This is a genomic window from Enterobacter sp. A103, from assembly GCF_034427535.1.
GTDB lineage: Bacteria > Pseudomonadota > Gammaproteobacteria > Enterobacterales > Enterobacteriaceae > Enterobacter > Enterobacter asburiae_B.
Window position 1 is genome coordinate 325,325 of record NZ_JAXQPQ010000005.1, and the last position, 15,959, is coordinate 341,283.

At 56.1% G+C, this 15,959-nt stretch carries 16 protein-coding genes and 1 other RNA gene; 13 read left to right on the forward strand and 4 right to left on the reverse strand.

Annotation, left to right across the window (positions count from 1 at the left end):
* Positions 1–9: 9 nt before the first annotated feature.
* The 5 genes from pgk to SPH27_RS16325 all read left to right on the forward strand — a co-directional run bounded on the left by pgk (position 10) and on the right by SPH27_RS16325 (position 4,999).
* The gene (gene pgk / locus SPH27_RS16305; protein ID WP_023333323.1) at positions 10–1,173 is read left to right on the forward strand and encodes a phosphoglycerate kinase; all 1,164 of its coding nucleotides are present in this window, start codon (positions 10–12) and stop codon (positions 1,171–1,173) included.
* A 92-nt stretch (positions 1,174–1,265) separates the two neighbouring features.
* Positions 1,266–2,345 (forward strand): class II fructose-bisphosphate aldolase, encoded by a 1,080-nt coding sequence (gene fbaA / locus SPH27_RS16310; protein WP_032660076.1) that lies wholly within the window; start codon positions 1,266–1,268, stop codon positions 2,343–2,345.
* 186 nt (positions 2,346–2,531) lie between these two features.
* Positions 2,532–3,386: a small-conductance mechanosensitive channel MscS gene (gene mscS / locus SPH27_RS16315; RefSeq protein WP_033146600.1), complete on the forward strand. Its 855-nt coding sequence runs from the start codon at positions 2,532–2,534 to the stop codon at positions 3,384–3,386.
* Between the two features lie 145 nt (positions 3,387–3,531).
* A complete protein-coding gene (argO, locus tag SPH27_RS16320; protein WP_021242063.1) occupies positions 3,532–4,167 on the forward strand; it encodes an arginine exporter ArgO in 636 nt (211 codons plus the stop codon).
* 91 nt (positions 4,168–4,258) lie between these two features.
* The gene (locus tag SPH27_RS16325) at positions 4,259–4,999 is read left to right on the forward strand and encodes an oxidative stress defense protein (RefSeq protein ID WP_023309114.1); all 741 of its coding nucleotides are present in this window, start codon (positions 4,259–4,261) and stop codon (positions 4,997–4,999) included.
* A 48-nt stretch (positions 5,000–5,047) separates the two neighbouring features.
* On the opposite strand, the gene argP is transcribed toward SPH27_RS16325, so the two are convergent.
* Positions 5,048–5,941, reverse strand: coding sequence for a DNA-binding transcriptional regulator ArgP (gene argP / locus SPH27_RS16330; RefSeq protein WP_008499727.1), 894 nt, complete (start codon positions 5,939–5,941; stop codon positions 5,048–5,050).
* A gap of 127 nt (positions 5,942–6,068) precedes the next feature.
* On the opposite strand from argP, the gene rpiA reads away from it, so the two are divergent.
* A complete protein-coding gene (gene rpiA, locus SPH27_RS16335) occupies positions 6,069–6,728 on the forward strand; it encodes a ribose-5-phosphate isomerase RpiA (protein ID WP_003860091.1) in 660 nt (219 codons plus the stop codon).
* 266 nt (positions 6,729–6,994) lie between these two features.
* Complete coding sequence (gene serA / locus SPH27_RS16340) at positions 6,995–8,227, forward strand: phosphoglycerate dehydrogenase (protein WP_023309113.1); 1,233 nt, start codon at positions 6,995–6,997, stop codon at positions 8,225–8,227.
* Positions 8,228–8,335: 108 nt separating this feature from the next.
* On the opposite strand, the gene SPH27_RS16345 is transcribed toward serA, so the two are convergent.
* From SPH27_RS16345 to zapA, 3 genes are all read right to left on the reverse strand, one after another.
* A complete protein-coding gene (locus tag SPH27_RS16345) occupies positions 8,336–8,932 on the reverse strand; it encodes a 5-formyltetrahydrofolate cyclo-ligase (RefSeq protein WP_032660084.1) in 597 nt (198 codons plus the stop codon).
* 24 nt (positions 8,933–8,956) lie between these two features.
* Positions 8,957–9,140, reverse strand: a non-coding RNA gene (gene ssrS, locus SPH27_RS16350) — 6S RNA.
* Between the two features lie 41 nt (positions 9,141–9,181).
* Positions 9,182–9,511, reverse strand: coding sequence for a cell division protein ZapA (gene zapA, locus SPH27_RS16355; protein ID WP_006811891.1), 330 nt, complete (start codon positions 9,509–9,511; stop codon positions 9,182–9,184).
* A 168-nt stretch (positions 9,512–9,679) separates the two neighbouring features.
* Between zapA and SPH27_RS16360 the strand changes: the two genes are divergently transcribed.
* The 6 genes from SPH27_RS16360 (at position 9,680) to gcvH (ending at position 15,898) form a co-directional block, all read left to right on the forward strand.
* Complete coding sequence (locus SPH27_RS16360; RefSeq protein WP_029739212.1) at positions 9,680–10,258, forward strand: YecA family protein; 579 nt, start codon at positions 9,680–9,682, stop codon at positions 10,256–10,258.
* Positions 10,259–10,289: 31 nt separating this feature from the next.
* Positions 10,290–11,603: a Xaa-Pro aminopeptidase gene (pepP, locus tag SPH27_RS16365; RefSeq protein WP_094935401.1), complete on the forward strand. Its 1,314-nt coding sequence runs from the start codon at positions 10,290–10,292 to the stop codon at positions 11,601–11,603.
* Positions 11,600–12,778 carry a 2-octaprenyl-6-methoxyphenyl hydroxylase gene (gene ubiH, locus SPH27_RS16370; RefSeq protein WP_182071661.1) on the forward strand — a complete coding sequence of 393 codons (1,179 nt, stop codon included), beginning with the start codon at positions 11,600–11,602 and terminating at the stop codon, positions 12,776–12,778. The genes pepP and ubiH overlap by 4 nt, the downstream gene beginning before the upstream one ends.
* Positions 12,779–12,790: 12 nt before the next feature.
* A complete protein-coding gene (gene ubiI, locus SPH27_RS16375; RefSeq protein WP_039262975.1) occupies positions 12,791–13,993 on the forward strand; it encodes an FAD-dependent 2-octaprenylphenol hydroxylase in 1,203 nt (400 codons plus the stop codon).
* A 397-nt stretch (positions 13,994–14,390) separates the two neighbouring features.
* A complete protein-coding gene (gcvT, locus tag SPH27_RS16380; RefSeq protein ID WP_182071662.1) occupies positions 14,391–15,485 on the forward strand; it encodes a glycine cleavage system aminomethyltransferase GcvT in 1,095 nt (364 codons plus the stop codon).
* Between the two features lie 23 nt (positions 15,486–15,508).
* Positions 15,509–15,898, forward strand: coding sequence for a glycine cleavage system protein GcvH (gene gcvH / locus SPH27_RS16385; protein WP_008499718.1), 390 nt, complete (start codon positions 15,509–15,511; stop codon positions 15,896–15,898).
* Positions 15,899–15,959 lie beyond the last annotated feature (61 nt).

Genomic DNA, 15,959 nt, shown 5'->3' on the forward strand with positions numbered 1-15,959 from the left:
GGATTCACCATGTCTGTAATTAAGATGACCGATCTGGATCTGGCTGGTAAACGCGTTTTCATCCGTGCCGATCTGAACGTACCGGTTAAAGATGGCAAAGTGACCAGCGACGCGCGTATCCGTGCATCTCTGCCAACCATCGAACTGGCTCTGAAGCAGGGCGCGAAAGTGATGGTCACCTCCCACCTGGGTCGTCCAACTGAAGGCGAGTACAACGAAGAGTTCTCTCTGCTGCCAGTGGTTAATTACCTGAAAGACAAACTGTCCAACCCGGTTCGCCTGGTGAAAGATTACCTGGACGGCGTTGAAGTTGCAGCCGGTGAACTGGTTGTTCTGGAAAACGTTCGCTTTAACAAAGGCGAAAAGAAAGACGACGAAACTCTGTCCAAAAAATACGCTGCACTGTGCGACGTATTCGTGATGGATGCATTCGGTACGGCTCACCGTGCTCAGGCGTCAACCCACGGTATCGGTAAATTCGCAGACGTAGCGTGCGCCGGTCCTCTGCTGGCTGACGAACTGGAAGCGCTGGGTAAAGCACTGAAAGAACCTGCTCGTCCAATGGTGGCTATCGTTGGTGGTTCTAAAGTTTCTACCAAACTGACCGTTCTGGATTCCCTGTCTAAAATCGCTGACCAGCTGATCGTTGGCGGTGGTATTGCTAACACCTTCGTTGCCGCTCAGGGCCACAACGTGGGCAAATCCCTGTACGAAGCAGACCTGGTTGACGAAGCCAAACGCCTGCTGAGCACCTGCGATATCCCGGTTCCAACTGACGTTCGCGTAGCGACCGAGTTCTCCGAAACCGCAACCGCGACCCTGAAATCTGTAAACGACATCAAAGATGAAGAGCAGATTCTGGACCTGGGCGACGTTTCTGCACAGAAACTGGCTGAAATCCTGAAAAACGCAAAAACTATCCTGTGGAACGGTCCTGTTGGCGTGTTCGAATTCCCGAACTTCCGCAAAGGTACTGAAATCGTTGCTAACGCTATCGCAGACAGCGAAGCGTTTTCTATCGCAGGCGGTGGTGACACCCTGGCGGCAATCGACCTGTTCGGTATCGCTGACAAGATCTCCTACATCTCCACTGGTGGCGGCGCATTCCTCGAATTCGTGGAAGGCAAAGTACTGCCAGCAGTAGCAATGCTCGAAGAGCGCGCTAAGAAGTAAGCCATTCCAGGGCAGGGAAACCTGCCCAATTTTCAGCGCGCTTTTAAGAGCTCGCACCTTTTCTAACGGCCGAAGATACAGGACTAAGCAACATGTCTAAAATTTTTGATTTCGTAAAACCTGGCGTTATCACTGGTGATGACGTACAGAAAGTGTTCCAGGTAGCTAAAGAAAACAACTTCGCTCTGCCAGCAGTTAACTGCGTGGGTACCGACTCCATCAACGCCGTACTGGAAACTGCTGCTAAAGTTAAAGCGCCAGTTATCGTTCAGTTCTCTAACGGCGGCGCTGCGTTCATCGCAGGTAAAGGCGTTAAAACTGACATTCCTCAGGGTGCTGCAATCCTGGGCGCTATCTCTGGTGCGCACCACGTACACCAGATGGCTGAGCACTACGGTGTTCCAGTTATCCTGCACACTGACCACTGTGCGAAGAAACTGCTGCCGTGGATCGACGGTCTGCTGGACGCGGGTGAAAAACACTTCGCGGCTACCGGTAAGCCACTGTTCTCTTCTCACATGATCGACCTGTCTGAAGAGTCACTGCACGAAAACATCGAAATCTGCTCCAAATACCTGGCGCGCATGGCCAAAATGGACATGACTCTGGAAATCGAACTGGGTTGCACCGGTGGTGAAGAAGACGGCGTGGACAACAGCCACATGGACGCTTCTGCCCTGTACACCCAGCCTGAAGACGTTGATTACGCTTACACCGAGCTGAGCAAAATCAGCCCACGCTTCACCATCGCAGCGTCCTTCGGTAACGTACACGGCGTTTACAAACCAGGTAACGTGGTTCTGACCCCGACCATCCTGCGTGATTCTCAGGAATATGTTTCCAAGAAACACAACCTGCCGCACAACAGCCTGAACTTCGTCTTCCACGGCGGTTCCGGTTCTTCTGCTCAGGAAATCAAAGACTCCGTAAGCTACGGCGTAGTGAAAATGAACATCGATACCGACACCCAGTGGGCAACATGGGACGGTATCCTGCAGTACTACAAAACCAACGAAGCTTACCTGCAGGGTCAGCTGGGCAACCCGAAAGGCGAAGACCAGCCGAACAAGAAATACTACGATCCACGCGTATGGCTGCGCGCTGCCCAGACTTCAATGATTACTCGTCTGGAGCAGGCATTCAAAGAACTGAACGCGGTAGACGTTCTGTAATTTGAGCTGCTAACAGCATCAGAAGGCCCGCAAATGCGGGCCTTTTTTTCTGCTTTTTCAATACTCTGCCAGGCCGGTTTTTGTGATCTGTTTGGCAATACTTGCGCTTTTTGTTTACCCTTTACGGACCTGCCTGTCTCCATGGGGGATGGATTTTGTGTTTTGGTTTAACAAAAGGAAGAATAAATGGAACAACTCGATGTTGTAGACAGCATCAATAACGCCGGTAACTGGCTGGTGCGCAACCAGGCGCTGTTGCTGAGCTATGCCGTCAATATCGTCGCGGCGATTGCCATCATCATCGTCGGGATGATCGTGGCGCGCATTGTATCGAACACGGTTAACCGCGTAATGCTGGCCCGTAACATTGACGCCACGGTGGCTGACTTCCTCTCCGCTTTGGTGCGCTACGGCATTATCGCCTTTACGCTGATTGCGGCGCTGGGCCGTGTGGGCGTGCAGACCGCTTCCGTCATTGCCGTTCTCGGTGCCGCCGGTCTGGCCATTGGTCTGGCGCTGCAGGGCTCGCTTTCAAACCTGGCGGCAGGCGTTCTGCTGGTCACCTTCCGTCCGTTCCGCTCCGGCGAATACGTTGACCTTGGCGGCATTGCCGGGACCGTGCTGCAGGTGCAGATTTTCTCAACGACCATGCGTACCGTCGATGGCCGCATCGTGGTCGTGCCGAACGGGAAAATCATCGCGGGCAACATCATTAATTTTTCCCGTGAACCGGTGCGTCGTAACGAACTGATTATCAGCGTGGCGTACGACTCCGACATCGATCAGGTGAAGTCGCTGATTAGCAACATCATTGCTTCAGACGATCGCATTCTGAAAGACAAAGAGCAGACGGTTCGCCTGAACGAGCTGGGCGCTTCCTCCATTAACTTCGTGGTGCGTATCTGGAGCAAAAGCAGCGATCTGCAAAACGTGTACTGGGACGTGCTTGAGCGCATTAAGCGCGACTTTGATGCCAACGGCATCAGCTTCCCGTACCCTCAGATGGACGTAAACGTCAAAAAAGTCAAAGAAGCCGAATAACTTCTCCCGCAGGCCCGGTAGGCGCTAGCGCCACCGGGCTTTATTTTTATAAGTGCTGCTAATCCCCAATTAATATTATCAATTTCCTCTAATGTGATTCGCGCAGTATAGTCTCCTTCCAGGACAATACTGTGAGAATTTCGTCATGTTATCTTATTACTTTCAAGGGCTTGCCTTAGGTGCGGCCATGATCCTTCCCCTTGGCCCGCAAAATGCGTTTGTGATGAACCAGGGCATTCGCCGCCAGTATCATCTGATGATTGCCCTGCTGTGCGCGGTAAGCGATTTACTGCTGATCTGTGCCGGAATTTTTGGCGGCAGCGCATTGCTCATGCAGTCTCCCTGGCTGCTGGCGCTGGTCACCTGGGGTGGCGTGGCATTTCTGCTCTGGTACGGTTTTGGTGCCCTGAAAACGGCGATGAGCAGCAACCTCGAACTGGCGAGCGCGGAAGTCATGAAGCAGGGCCGCTGGAAGATTATCGTCACCATGCTGGCGGTCACCTGGCTTAATCCGCATGTTTATCTGGACACCTTCGTGGTGCTGGGCAGCCTGGGCGGGCAGCTGGACGTTGAGCCGAAACGCTGGTTTGCGCTGGGTACGGTTAGCGCCTCTTTCCTCTGGTTCTTTGGCCTCGCCATTCTGGCTGCATGGCTGGCACCTCGTCTGCGTACGGCCAAAGCCCAGCGCATCATTAATACTCTGGTGGGGCTGGTGATGTGGTTTATTGCTTTTCAGCTGGCAAAAGAGGGGATTCACCACGTTCAGGAATTGTTCAACTAATCCTTGTCTTATGGACAACTGAACAAGACCCGCTAAGCTTGCTGGCATGCGCCCTGTTAATGGGCACTCTTCGCAACATGGAGGAATAACAGTGAAGTTTAAGGTGATGGCCCTGGCGGCATTAGTAAGTTTTGGTGCGGTGTCGGTGCAGGCAAGTGAACTGCCGGATGGCCCGCACATCGTCACTTCAGGCACCGCAAGCGTGGACGCGGTACCCGATGTCGCAACGCTGGCAATTGAAGTCAATGTGTCTGCGAAAGATGCGGCATCTGCCAAGAAGCAGGCTGACGATCGTGTTGCGCAATATCTCTCTTTCCTCGAGCAGAACGGTGTCGGTAAAAAAGATATCAACTCCGCGAACCTGCGTACTCAACCCGATTACGACTACCAGAATGGTAAAAGCATCCTGAAAGGCTACCGTGCCGTGCGTACCGTCGAAGTGACCGTGCGTCAGCTGGATAAGCTTAATTCGCTGCTGGATGGCGCGCTGAAGGCGGGTCTGAACGAAATTCGTTCCGTGTCGCTGGGCGTTGCGCAACCGGAGAAATACAAAGACGAAGCGCGTAAAGCGGCGATTGATGACGCCATTCACCAGGCGGAACAGCTGGCTTCTGGCTTTAAGAGCAAGCTCGGCCCGGTTTACAGCGTGCGTTACCACGTCTCTAACTACCAGCCAAGCCCGATGGTGCGGATGATGAAGGCTGATGCAGCCCCGGTGTCTGCTCAGGAAACTTACGAGCAGCCAACCATCCAGTTTGACGATCAGGTGGATGTGGTGTTCCAGCTGGAGCCAACTCAAACTCAGCAAACTGAGGCGGCTAAGGCGCAGTAATTTGCCCTCACCCTAACCCTCTCCCGCAGGGAGAGGGAATTCAATCGATTAATCCTGTCTCAACACCTTGTGCCCGTACGCCAGCAGCGCGTCGGTGACGTTGCGCATCATGCGGCTTTCCGGCGCAAACCGGTGCCAGTAGAGCATCCGGCGCTGATACAGCCCCGGCGTGAGGTCAATCAGCTCACCGCTTTTCAACTCTTTCTCAATCTGCAGATGCGGGATCATGCAGCAGGTGGTGCCCTGACGCGCAAGCTGCACAAAGGCTTCAGACGAGTTGACGATATGGCACGGCACGCTGCCCGGCGGCAGATCGAAGTTTTGCTGCAGGAACGCCTGATGCATATCGTCCAGATGGTCGAACGCCACGGCAGGGGCTTTCAGCAGCGCGGCGCGGGTGACGCCGTTCGGGAAGTAGCGCTCGGCAAAGGCTTTTGAACCCACAAACAGGTAGTCCAGCGCGCCCAGCTGATCGACAAGACAGCTTGGCAGCGCCTGAGGCTGAATACTGACCGCCCCAACCACTTCACCGCGACGCAGGCGTTCCTGGGTACGGGTTTCATCCTCAACCTGTAAATTCAGGCGGATAGGGGAGTCCGCTAATACCGGCGCAAGGGCCGGCAGCAGCCAGGTTGCCAGGCTGTCGGCGTTGACCGCCAGAGAGAGCAGCAGCGGCGTAGAGCCCGTTTGTTCGTCACCCAGCCACTCGTCTTCCAGCAGTTCAACCTGGCGCAGCAGGGCGAGAAGCTTTTGCCCTTGCTCGGTTGGACGTGGCGGCACGGTACGCACCAGCAGCGGTTGGCCGAACATGTTTTCAAGCTGTTTGATACGCTGTGATACGGCGGACTGGGTGATGCAAAGCTTTTGCGCCGCGCGCTCAAAACCGCGTTCACGAATAACTGCATCAAGTGCCTGTAGTGTTCTGTAGTCCGGACGTTTCATTGCTCTGGATGGCTCCTTAATTTTGCTTATTCTGCACTATGACACAATTTTCCCTTCGTGGCAGACGAATTCCATTCGACGTGTTCTATAATGCGCCCTGAGTTTTCACACCACAGGCAAAACGATCATGACGCAGGATGAACTGAAAAAAGCAGTAGGATGGGCCGCTCTCCAGTACGTGCAGCCGGGTACCATTGTTGGTGTCGGTACGGGATCAACCGCGGCACACTTTATCGATGCGCTGGGCACGATGAAGGGGCAAATCGAGGGCGCGGTTTCCAGCTCTGATGCTTCCACGGAAAAGCTGAAAAGCCTCGGCATTACCGTTTTCGATCTCAACGAAGTGGATCGTCTGGGGATTTACGTTGATGGTGCGGATGAAATCAACGGCCACATGCAGATGATCAAAGGCGGCGGCGCGGCGCTGACGCGCGAGAAGATCATCGCCTCCGTTGCGGACAAGTTCATCTGCATCGCGGATGCCTCCAAGCAGGTCGACATTCTGGGTAATTTCCCGCTGCCGGTCGAAGTGATCCCAATGGCCCGTAGCGCGGTTGCACGTCAACTGGTTAAGCTGGGCGGTCGTCCGGAATACCGTCAGGGCGTCGTCACCGACAACGGTAACGTGATCCTCGACGTTCACGGTCTGGAAATTCTTGACGCGATTGCGCTTGAAAATGCCATCAACGGTATTCCAGGCGTAGTGACCGTAGGGCTATTCGCCAACCGTGGCGCGGATGTGGCGCTGATCGGCACCGCTGACGGCGTGAAAACCATCGTAAAATGATCTGACGGGGGGAGTCCTCCCCCCGCTAAAAAATTTTTGAAAAGCTAAATTCGGTGACTTGTGTCACGTTTTTCAACCTCTTATGCCGATCCTGCCGCGTTTGTAAATTTCCATAGCATTTTCCTCTGACATTTTGCTCTGTATGACTTTTCTTCAGAGTGCCGACGCAAACGTTCATATTGCTGCAATAGTTTTTTTTGATATGTTGGCTACAGCGGATTCATATCCAGCACAACATCAGTTCAGACAAAAACAGGGTCGGGTAAATGGCAAAGGTATCACTGGAGAAAGACAAGATTAAATTCCTGCTGGTCGAGGGCGTGCATCAAAAAGCAATCGATAGCCTTCGTGCGGCAGGTTACACCAACATCGAATTTCACAAAGGCGCGCTCGATACCGAAGAGCTGAAAGCGTCCATCCGTGATGCCCACTTCATTGGCCTGCGATCCCGTACTCACCTGACTGAAGAGGTTATTGCCGCGGCGGAAAAGCTGGTGGCTATCGGCTGCTTCTGTATCGGTACCAACCAGGTTGACCTGAATGCTGCCGCCAAACGCGGTATTCCCGTCTTCAACGCCCCGTTCTCCAACACCCGTTCCGTGGCGGAGCTGGTGATTGGCGAACTGCTGCTGCTTCTGCGCGGCATTCCTGAAGCGAACGCCAAGGCGCACCGCGGCGTGTGGAACAAACTGGCGTCCGGCTCATATGAAGCGCGTGGTAAAAAACTGGGGATTATCGGCTACGGCCACATCGGTACGCAGCTCGGTATTCTGGCGGAATCCCTGGGTATGCACGTGTTCTTCTACGATATCGAAAGCAAGCTGCCGCTGGGCAATGCGACCCAGGTTCAACACCTTTCTGACCTGCTGAACATGAGCGACGTGGTGAGCCTGCACGTGCCGGAAAATGCGTCCACCAAAAACATGATGGGCGCGGAAGAGCTGGCGCTGATGAAGCCGGGCTCACTGCTGATCAACGCCGCGCGCGGCACGGTTGTCGATATCCCGGCCCTGGCGGATGCGCTGAAGCGTAAGCATCTGGCGGGCGCGGCCATCGACGTCTTCCCGACGGAGCCTGCGACCAACAGCGATCCGTTTACCTCTCCGCTGTGCGAGTTCGACAACGTGATCCTGACGCCGCACATCGGCGGCTCTACCCAGGAAGCGCAGGAGAATATCGGTCTGGAAGTGGCGGGTAAGCTGAGCAAATATTCCGACAACGGTTCTACGCTCTCTGCCGTGAACTTCCCGGAAGTGTCTCTGCCGCTGCACGGTGGTCGTCGCCTGCTGCACATCCACGAAAACCGTCCGGGCGTGCTGACTGCGATCAACCAGATCTTTGCCGAGCAGGGCGTCAACATTGCCGCACAGTATCTGCAAACGAACTCGCAGATGGGCTACGTGGTCATTGATATCGAAGCGGATGACGATGTTGCTGAGAAAGCGCTGCAGAGCATGAAGGCGATTCAGGGGACGATTCGCGCGCGTCTGCTGTACTGATTGTGGCGAGGTAAATGCGAAACGGTAACGATAGTTACCGTTTTTTATGTTTTCTCCCTCTCCCCGTGAGAGAGGGCTGGGGTGAGGGCATCAGGCCGCACGCCTGTTTCACCACTCCCACAACTTCGATGGCGTCACTACCGCCGGCAACGGCACATCCCATTTCTCCACCGGCAACGCCTCCACGCCCTGACAATCATGCGCATAGCCCACCGGCTGCAACCCGTACTGCTGCCAGTTTTGCAGCGTCCGGTCATAAAAACCGCCGCCCATCCCTAAACGCTGGCCCTGTTCATCAAACGCCACCAGCGGCGTGATCAGCACATCCAGCTGTGACAGCGGGAGCACATCGCGCACGTCGAGTTTCGGCTCGGTGATTTTCAGGCGATTCACCACCAGCTCGCTGTGCGGGTGATAGTGCAGAAACAGCAAATTCCCCTCGCTGAACGGGTGCAGCACCGGCAGATAGACCTTCTTCCCGGCGCGCCAGAGCTGCTCTATCAGCGGTTGGGTATCCAGTTCTCCATCAAATGACAGAAACAGCGCAACGGTGTGCGCCATCACGACAGGGGGATACGCCATCATGCGGGCGGCGGCCTGCTGGGCAAAATGCGCTTGCTGATCGGCGGTTAACGCACGGCGGCGCTGACGAATTAACTGACGGATGTCCTGGCGTGAAGCAGAAACTTCAGGGAATTGGGTCATGGTAGTCGGTAGAAGAAAAGAGAGGGAATCTCCGAGATGCCGCCGCAGGCTGTAACCCTTGAACCCTTGGTTCAAGGTGAATGTGTCGTCATAGTTTTAAGGCTTCTCGGACGGACCGAGCATGCTCACCAACCATGGAGCGCCACATTCTTGTGGTATGAAATATCGGCTCAGGGGACTGGCCCGCTTGCGAACATCTCAGAGAAATTTTGTCTTCACAGTTACTCTACCATAGTCAACTGAGAAGTGTTATTCAAACTTTGGTCCCGGTCTTTCGGGATTGCGACCTTGATCAAGCAATGCCTGTTCTATGGTCTGCTGGAGCATTTTAATGCGCTGCTCCATGCTTGCCGCGTAGTCGCGGGTCTTCGCTTTTTCCTGAGTCAGTTCATAGCTGATGTTCAACGCGGCGATGAAAACCAGCTGCTCAGTATTTGTGACTCTAGTGCGTTCTTTTAGATCTTGCAACCGCTGATTCAAATCGTCCGCTGCCTGATTCAAAGCATCCCTTTGTTCAGGCGGACAATTCACTCGCAGTGAACGGCCAAAAATCTGGAGATCGACGGGTTGTGCAGACATGCCACCTTCCTGCTGATTGACTGCGCTGCCTTCGCTTACTGCCCCGGGGGCTGCGAAGGGGCGACACTATAGCTACCCTGATGTGAAGATACAAGCCCTTTTCTGGTATCACCAGGGTCCAAAGTGGTAGCATATCATGAAACTTCCCCCCTTTGATGACGAATGCTCATGTCTATACAGAACGAAATGCCTGGTTACAAGGATTTAAACCAGTTACTGAACCAGCAGGGAGTCGGTTTAACCCCTGCCGAAATGCACGGTCTGATCAGTGGCATGCTGTGCGGCGGAAACAGCGACAGCTCATGGCAGCCGCTGATCCACGACCTCACGAACGAAGGGCTGGCGTTTGGTCACGAGCTGGCGGAAGCGCTGCGTAAAATGCACGCCGCAACCAGCGATTCGCTGGAAGACGATGGCTTCCTTTTTCAGCTTTATCTGCCTGAAGGCGACGACGTCAGCGTGTTCGATCGCGCCGATGCGCTGGCCGGCTGGGTAAACCACTATCTACTGGGGCTCGGCGTGACGCAGCCTAAACTGGATAAAGTGACCGGCGAAGCGGGTGAAGCGATTGACGACCTGCGTAACATTGCCCAGCTCGGCTACGATGAAGACGAAGACCAGGAAGAGCTGGAAATGTCTCTTGAAGAGATTATCGAGTACGTGCGCGTGGCGGCACTGCTGTGCCACGATAACTTCACGCGCTCTCAGCCGACCGCGCCGGAAGTCCGCAAGCCAACCTTACATTAAGAAAAATAACGCACAGGAGGGTGTCATGGTTATCTCGAGTCAAGAGTATTCGCGCCGCCGTCAGGCGCTGCTGGCAACAATGCAGCCGGGCAGCGCCGCGCTGATTTTTGCTGCGCCCGAAGTCACGCGCAGCGCCGACAGCGAATATCCCTATCGCCAGAGCAGCGATTTCTGGTACTTCACCGGCTTTAACGAGCCGGAAGCGGTGCTGGTGCTGATTAAGAGCAATGACACCCACAACCACAGCGTGATTTTCAACCGCGTGCGCGATCTGACGGCCGAAATCTGGTTTGGCCGCCGCTTAGGCCAGGAGGCCGCACCGGCGAAGCTGGGCGTTGACCGCGCGCTGGCGTTTAGCGAAATCAACCAGCAGCTCTATCAGCTGCTTAACGGCCTCGACGTGCTCTATCACGCGCAGGGTGAATATGCCTACGCCGATGAGATTGTTTTCACCGCGCTGGATAAGCTGCGCAAAGGCTCGCGGCAGAACCTGTCCGCGCCGGCCACGCTGACGGACTGGCGTCCGGTGGTGCATGAAATGCGCCTGTTCAAGTCTGAAGAAGAGCTGAATTTGATGCGTCGTGCGGGCGAAATCAGCGCCCTGGCGCACACCCGCGCCATGGAAAAGTGCCGTCCCGGGATGTTCGAATACCAGCTGGAAGGCGAAATTCATCACGAATTTAACCGCCACGGCGCGCGTTATCCCTCCTACAACACCATTGTTGGCGGCGGAGAAAACGGCTGCATTCTGCACTACACCGAAAACGAAAGCGCGCTGCGCGACGGCGATCTGGTCCTGATTGACGCCGGTTGCGAATACCAGGGCTACGCGGGGGACATCACCCGTACCTTCCCGGTGAACGGTAAATTCTCACCGGCACAGCGCGCCATTTATGACATTGTCCTGGAATCGCTTGAGACGGCGCTCAGGCTGTATCGTCCCGGTACCTCCATGCAGGAAGTGACCGGCGAAGTGGTGCGCATCATGATTACCGGTCTGGTCAGGCTCGGGATCCTGAAAGGGGAGGTCGATATCCTGATCGCTGAAAATGCGCATCGACCGTATTTCATGCACGGCCTGAGCCACTGGCTGGGGCTGGATGTGCATGACGTTGGCGCGTACGGCACCGACCGTTCGCGCGTGCTGGAGCCGGGCATGGTGTTAACCGTGGAGCCAGGCCTGTATATCGCGCCGGATGCCGACGTGCCTGAAGAGTACCGCGGAATTGGCATTCGCATCGAAGACGACATCGTGATCACCGAAACCGGTAACGAAAACCTGACCGCGAGCGTCGTGAAAAACGCTGACGATATCGAGGCGCTGATGGCAGCGGCACGCGCATGAGCGTGATTATCGTTGGCGGCGGCATGACCGGGGCCACGCTGGCGCTGGCCATTTCGCATTTGTCGAAGGGACAGCTTCCGGTGCACCTGGTGGAAGCCGTCGCGCCGCAGGCAAAAAATCATCCCGGTTTTGATTCCCGCGCTATTGCCCTGGCGCAGGGTACCTGCCAGCAGCTGTCCCGTATTGGCATCTGGCAGGCCATCGCCGATTGCGCGACGGCAATTAAAACCGTTCACGTAAGCGATCGCGGCCATGCTGGCTTTGTCACGCTGGACGCGCAGGATTACCGCATTGACGCGCTGGGTCAGGTTGTCGAGCTGCACGACGTCGGATTGCGTCTGTTTCGTCTGCTCCAGGATGCGCCGGGCGTCACGCTGCATTGTCCGGCGCGCGTGGCCAGCGTGAGCCGCAGTGAGGCGTCGGTCAGCGTGACGCTGGAAAACGGTACCGTGCTTGAAGGCCAGCTTCTGGTCGCCGCGGACGGCTCGCGCTCATCTCTCGGCGCCCAGTGCGGCGTGGAGTGGCGTCAGCAGCCTTACGGGCAGGTTGCGGTCATTGCCAACGTCTCTACCGCAGCTGAACACCACGGCAGGGCGTTTGAACGCTTTACGCAGCATGGCCCGCTGGCGATGCTGCCGATGTCGGACGGGCGCTGTTCGCTTGTCTGGTGTCATTCGCAGGATAAGGCCGAAGAGGTTAAAGCCTGGTCAGACGAACGTTTTTGTACCGAGCTGCAGAAAGCCTTTGGCTGGCGGCTGGGGCGTATTACCCATGCTGGACAGCGGGCGGTTTACCCGCTTTCGCTGACTACTGCCTCTCAGTCCATCTCCCATCGTCTGGCGCTTGTCGGTAATGCCGCTCAGACGCTGCACCCCATCGCGGGGCAGGGGTTCAACCTTGGCCTGCGGGATGTTATGAGCCTGGCGGAAACCCTTTCTCAGGCGTGGGGCGAACAAAAAGACTGTGGCGCATACCCGGTGCTCAGCCATTACCAGAAGCGCCGCCAGGTGGATAAAGAGGCGACGATTGGCGTCACCGACGGCTTAGTCCATCTTTTTGCCAATCGCTGGGCACCGCTGGTTGCGGGTCGCAACCTCGGGCTAATGGCGATGGAATTATTCATTCCGGCACGTGACGTGCTGGCGCAGCGGACTCTTGGTTGGGTCGCGCGTTAAGGAGTTATCACCGTGCAAAATGTTGATGTCGCCATTGTTGGCGGCGGTATGGTCGGACTGGCTCTGGCCTGTGGTTTACAGGGCAGCGGCCTGCGCGTGGCGGTGCTGGAGCAAAAGCAGCCTCAGCCCGTTGCGCCAGATGCCCCGCCGGAACTCCGCGTCTCGGCGATCAATGCCGCCAGCGAGAAATTGCTGACGCACCTTGGCGTCTGGGCAGATATTGTGGCGCAGCGCGCCAGCTGCTATCACGGCATGGAAGTGTGGGATAAAGACAGCTTTGGTCATATTGCTTTTGATGATGAAAGCATGGGTTACAGCCATCTGGGTCATATCGTCGAAAACGCGGTGATCCACCACGCGCTGTGGCAGAAAGCGCAGCAGTGCAGCGACGTGACGCTGATTGCGCCTGCGCAGATCCAGCAGGTGGCGTGGGGTGAAAACGAGGCGTTTATCACCTTACAGAGCGGCGACATGCTGACCGCGCGTCTGGTGGTCGGTGCTGACGGTGCGAACTCCTGGCTGCGGAATAAAGCCGATATTCCGCTGACCTTCTGGGACTATCGTCATCACGCTCTGGTTGCCACGATCCGTACCGAGGAGCCGCACGGCGGCGTGGCGCGGCAGATTTTCCACAACGACGGCATTCTGGCGTTCCTGCCGCTTGCCGATCCGCACCTATGCTCGATTGTCTGGTCCCTGGTGCCTGAAAAAGCCCAGCTGATGCAGGAGGCGACGCCGGATGCCTTTAACCAGGCGCTGTGCATGGCGTTTGATAACCGCCTTGGCTTGTGCACCCTTGAAAGCGAGCGGCAGGTGTTCCCGTTAACCGGCCGCTACGCGCGTCAGTTTGCGGCGCATCGTCTGGCGCTGGTGGGGGATGCGGCGCATACCATTCATCCGCTGGCAGGGCAGGGCGTCAACCTTGGCTTTATGGACGCGGCGGAGCTGGTTGAGGAACTGCGTCGCCTGCACCGCGAAGGCAAAGATATCGGCCAGCATCTCTACCTGCGTCGCTACGAGCGCAGCCGCAAGCACAGTGCGGCGATGATGTTGGCGGGCATGCAGGGCTTCCGCGAGCTGTTTGCCGGCGCAAATCCGGCGAAAAAACTGCTGCGCGATATTGGTCTTAAACTGGCCGATACGCTTCCTGGCGTCAAACCTCAACTCCTCCGTCAGGCGATGGGTCTTAACGACCTGCCGGACTGGCTACGTTAATTTAGACCCCCGTCACACTTTATTTTCCCGGCCTCTGCGCCGGGGAAATTCCCTCGTTTGAAATATTCTAATTTCACGTCATTTTTCGCATTAGAAAATCTAATCTGCGAGATTTTATGTTACGGAAATTCGGCCCGTTTTTCCGCACGAAATATCACCATGTGCTAAATCCTGTTAGATCATTGTTAATTTTGTGCGGGGTTAATCGCATTTTTCCAGTGAATAACTCTGTAGGCTTTTTAGCGTTTTTTGGTCATAAGCTAATGTGATGACCCATTTTACCTTATGGTTAACCGCCGGTTTCGGTGGTAAGTTCGGGTAAAAGAGAACGTTTGCGTCGGCGCCAGGTAACGGGACCGACACCGGGTTTCACGGTGAATTTTTCAACGAGGACAAGATGGCTCAACAGACTCCTTTGTACGAACAACACGTGTTATGCGGCGCCCGCATGGTGGACTTCCATGGCTGGATGATGCCGCTGCACTACGGCTCGCAGATTGATGAGCACCACGCGGTGCGCACCGATGCCGGTATGTTCGACGTGTCCCACATGACGATTGTCGATCTGCGCGGTAGCCGCACCCGGGAGTTTTTGCGTTATCTGCTGGCAAATGACGTCGCCAAACTGAAGACGCCAGGTAAAGCGCTCTATACCGGCATGCTGAATGCCTCGGGTGGCGTGATTGATGACCTTATCGTCTACTACTTCACTGAAGATTTCTTCCGCCTCGTTGTCAACTCCGCCACCCGCGAAAAAGACCTCTCCTGGATCACCCAACACGCCGAACCTTATGCCATCGACATCACCGTCCGTGACGATCTGTCGCTGATCGCCGTGCAGGGGCCGAATGCGCAGGCGAAAGCCGCGTCTCTGTTTAACGACGAGCAGCGTAAAGCAACCGAAGGCATAAAGCCGTTCTTCGGCGTGCAGGCGGGCGATCTGTTTATCGCCACCACCGGCTACACCGGTGAAGCGGGCTACGAAATTGCGATGCCGAACGAGAAGGCCGCTGATTTCTGGCGTGCGCTGGTGGAAGCGGGCGTGAAGCCTGCGGGTCTGGGCGCGCGCGATACGCTGCGTCTGGAAGCGGGGATGAACCTCTACGGTCAGGAGATGGATGAAGGCGTCTCTCCGCTGGCCGCCAACATGGGCTGGACCATCGCATGGGAACCGGCTGACCGTGACTTTATTGGCCGTGAAGCGCTGGAGATGCAGCGCGAGAAGGGCACTGAACAGCTGGTGGGGCTGGTGATGACCGAGAAGGGCGTGCTGCGCGGTGAACTGCCGGTGCGCTTTACCGATGCCGACGGCAATCCTCGCGAAGGCGTGATCACCAGCGGTACCTTCTCCCCGACGCTGGGCTACAGTATTGCACTGGCACGCGTGCCGGCGGGCATTGGCGAAACGGCGGTTGTACAAATCCGCAACCGCGAAATGCCGGTCAACGTGACCAAACCGATTTTTGTTCGCGCCGGTAAGCCGGTCGCCTAATCATTTTTATCAGGAGAACTTCAATGAGCAATGTGCCAGCAGAACTGAAATACAGCAAAGAACACGAGTGGCTGCGCAAAGAGGCGGACGGCACTTACACCGTAGGGATCACCGAGCACGCGCAAGAGCTGCTGGGCGACATGGTGTTTGTTGACCTGCCTGACGTGGGCACGACCGTTAGCGCGGGCGACGACTGCGCCGTGGCGGAGTCCGTAAAAGCGGCTTCTGACATCTATGCTCCTGTGAGCGGCGAAATCGTTGCCGTCAACGACGCGCTGAGCGATTCGCCAGAGCTGGTGAACAGCGAGCCTTATGAAGGCGGCTGGATCTTCAAGATCAAAGCCAGCGACGAATCTCAGGTTGCCGCGCTGCTGGATGCGACCGCGTACGAAGCACTGTTAGAAGACGAGTAATCGTTTATCCCCCTCTCCTTTCGGGAGAGGGCAGGGGCGAGGGTGCCCATCTTTCCCTCAC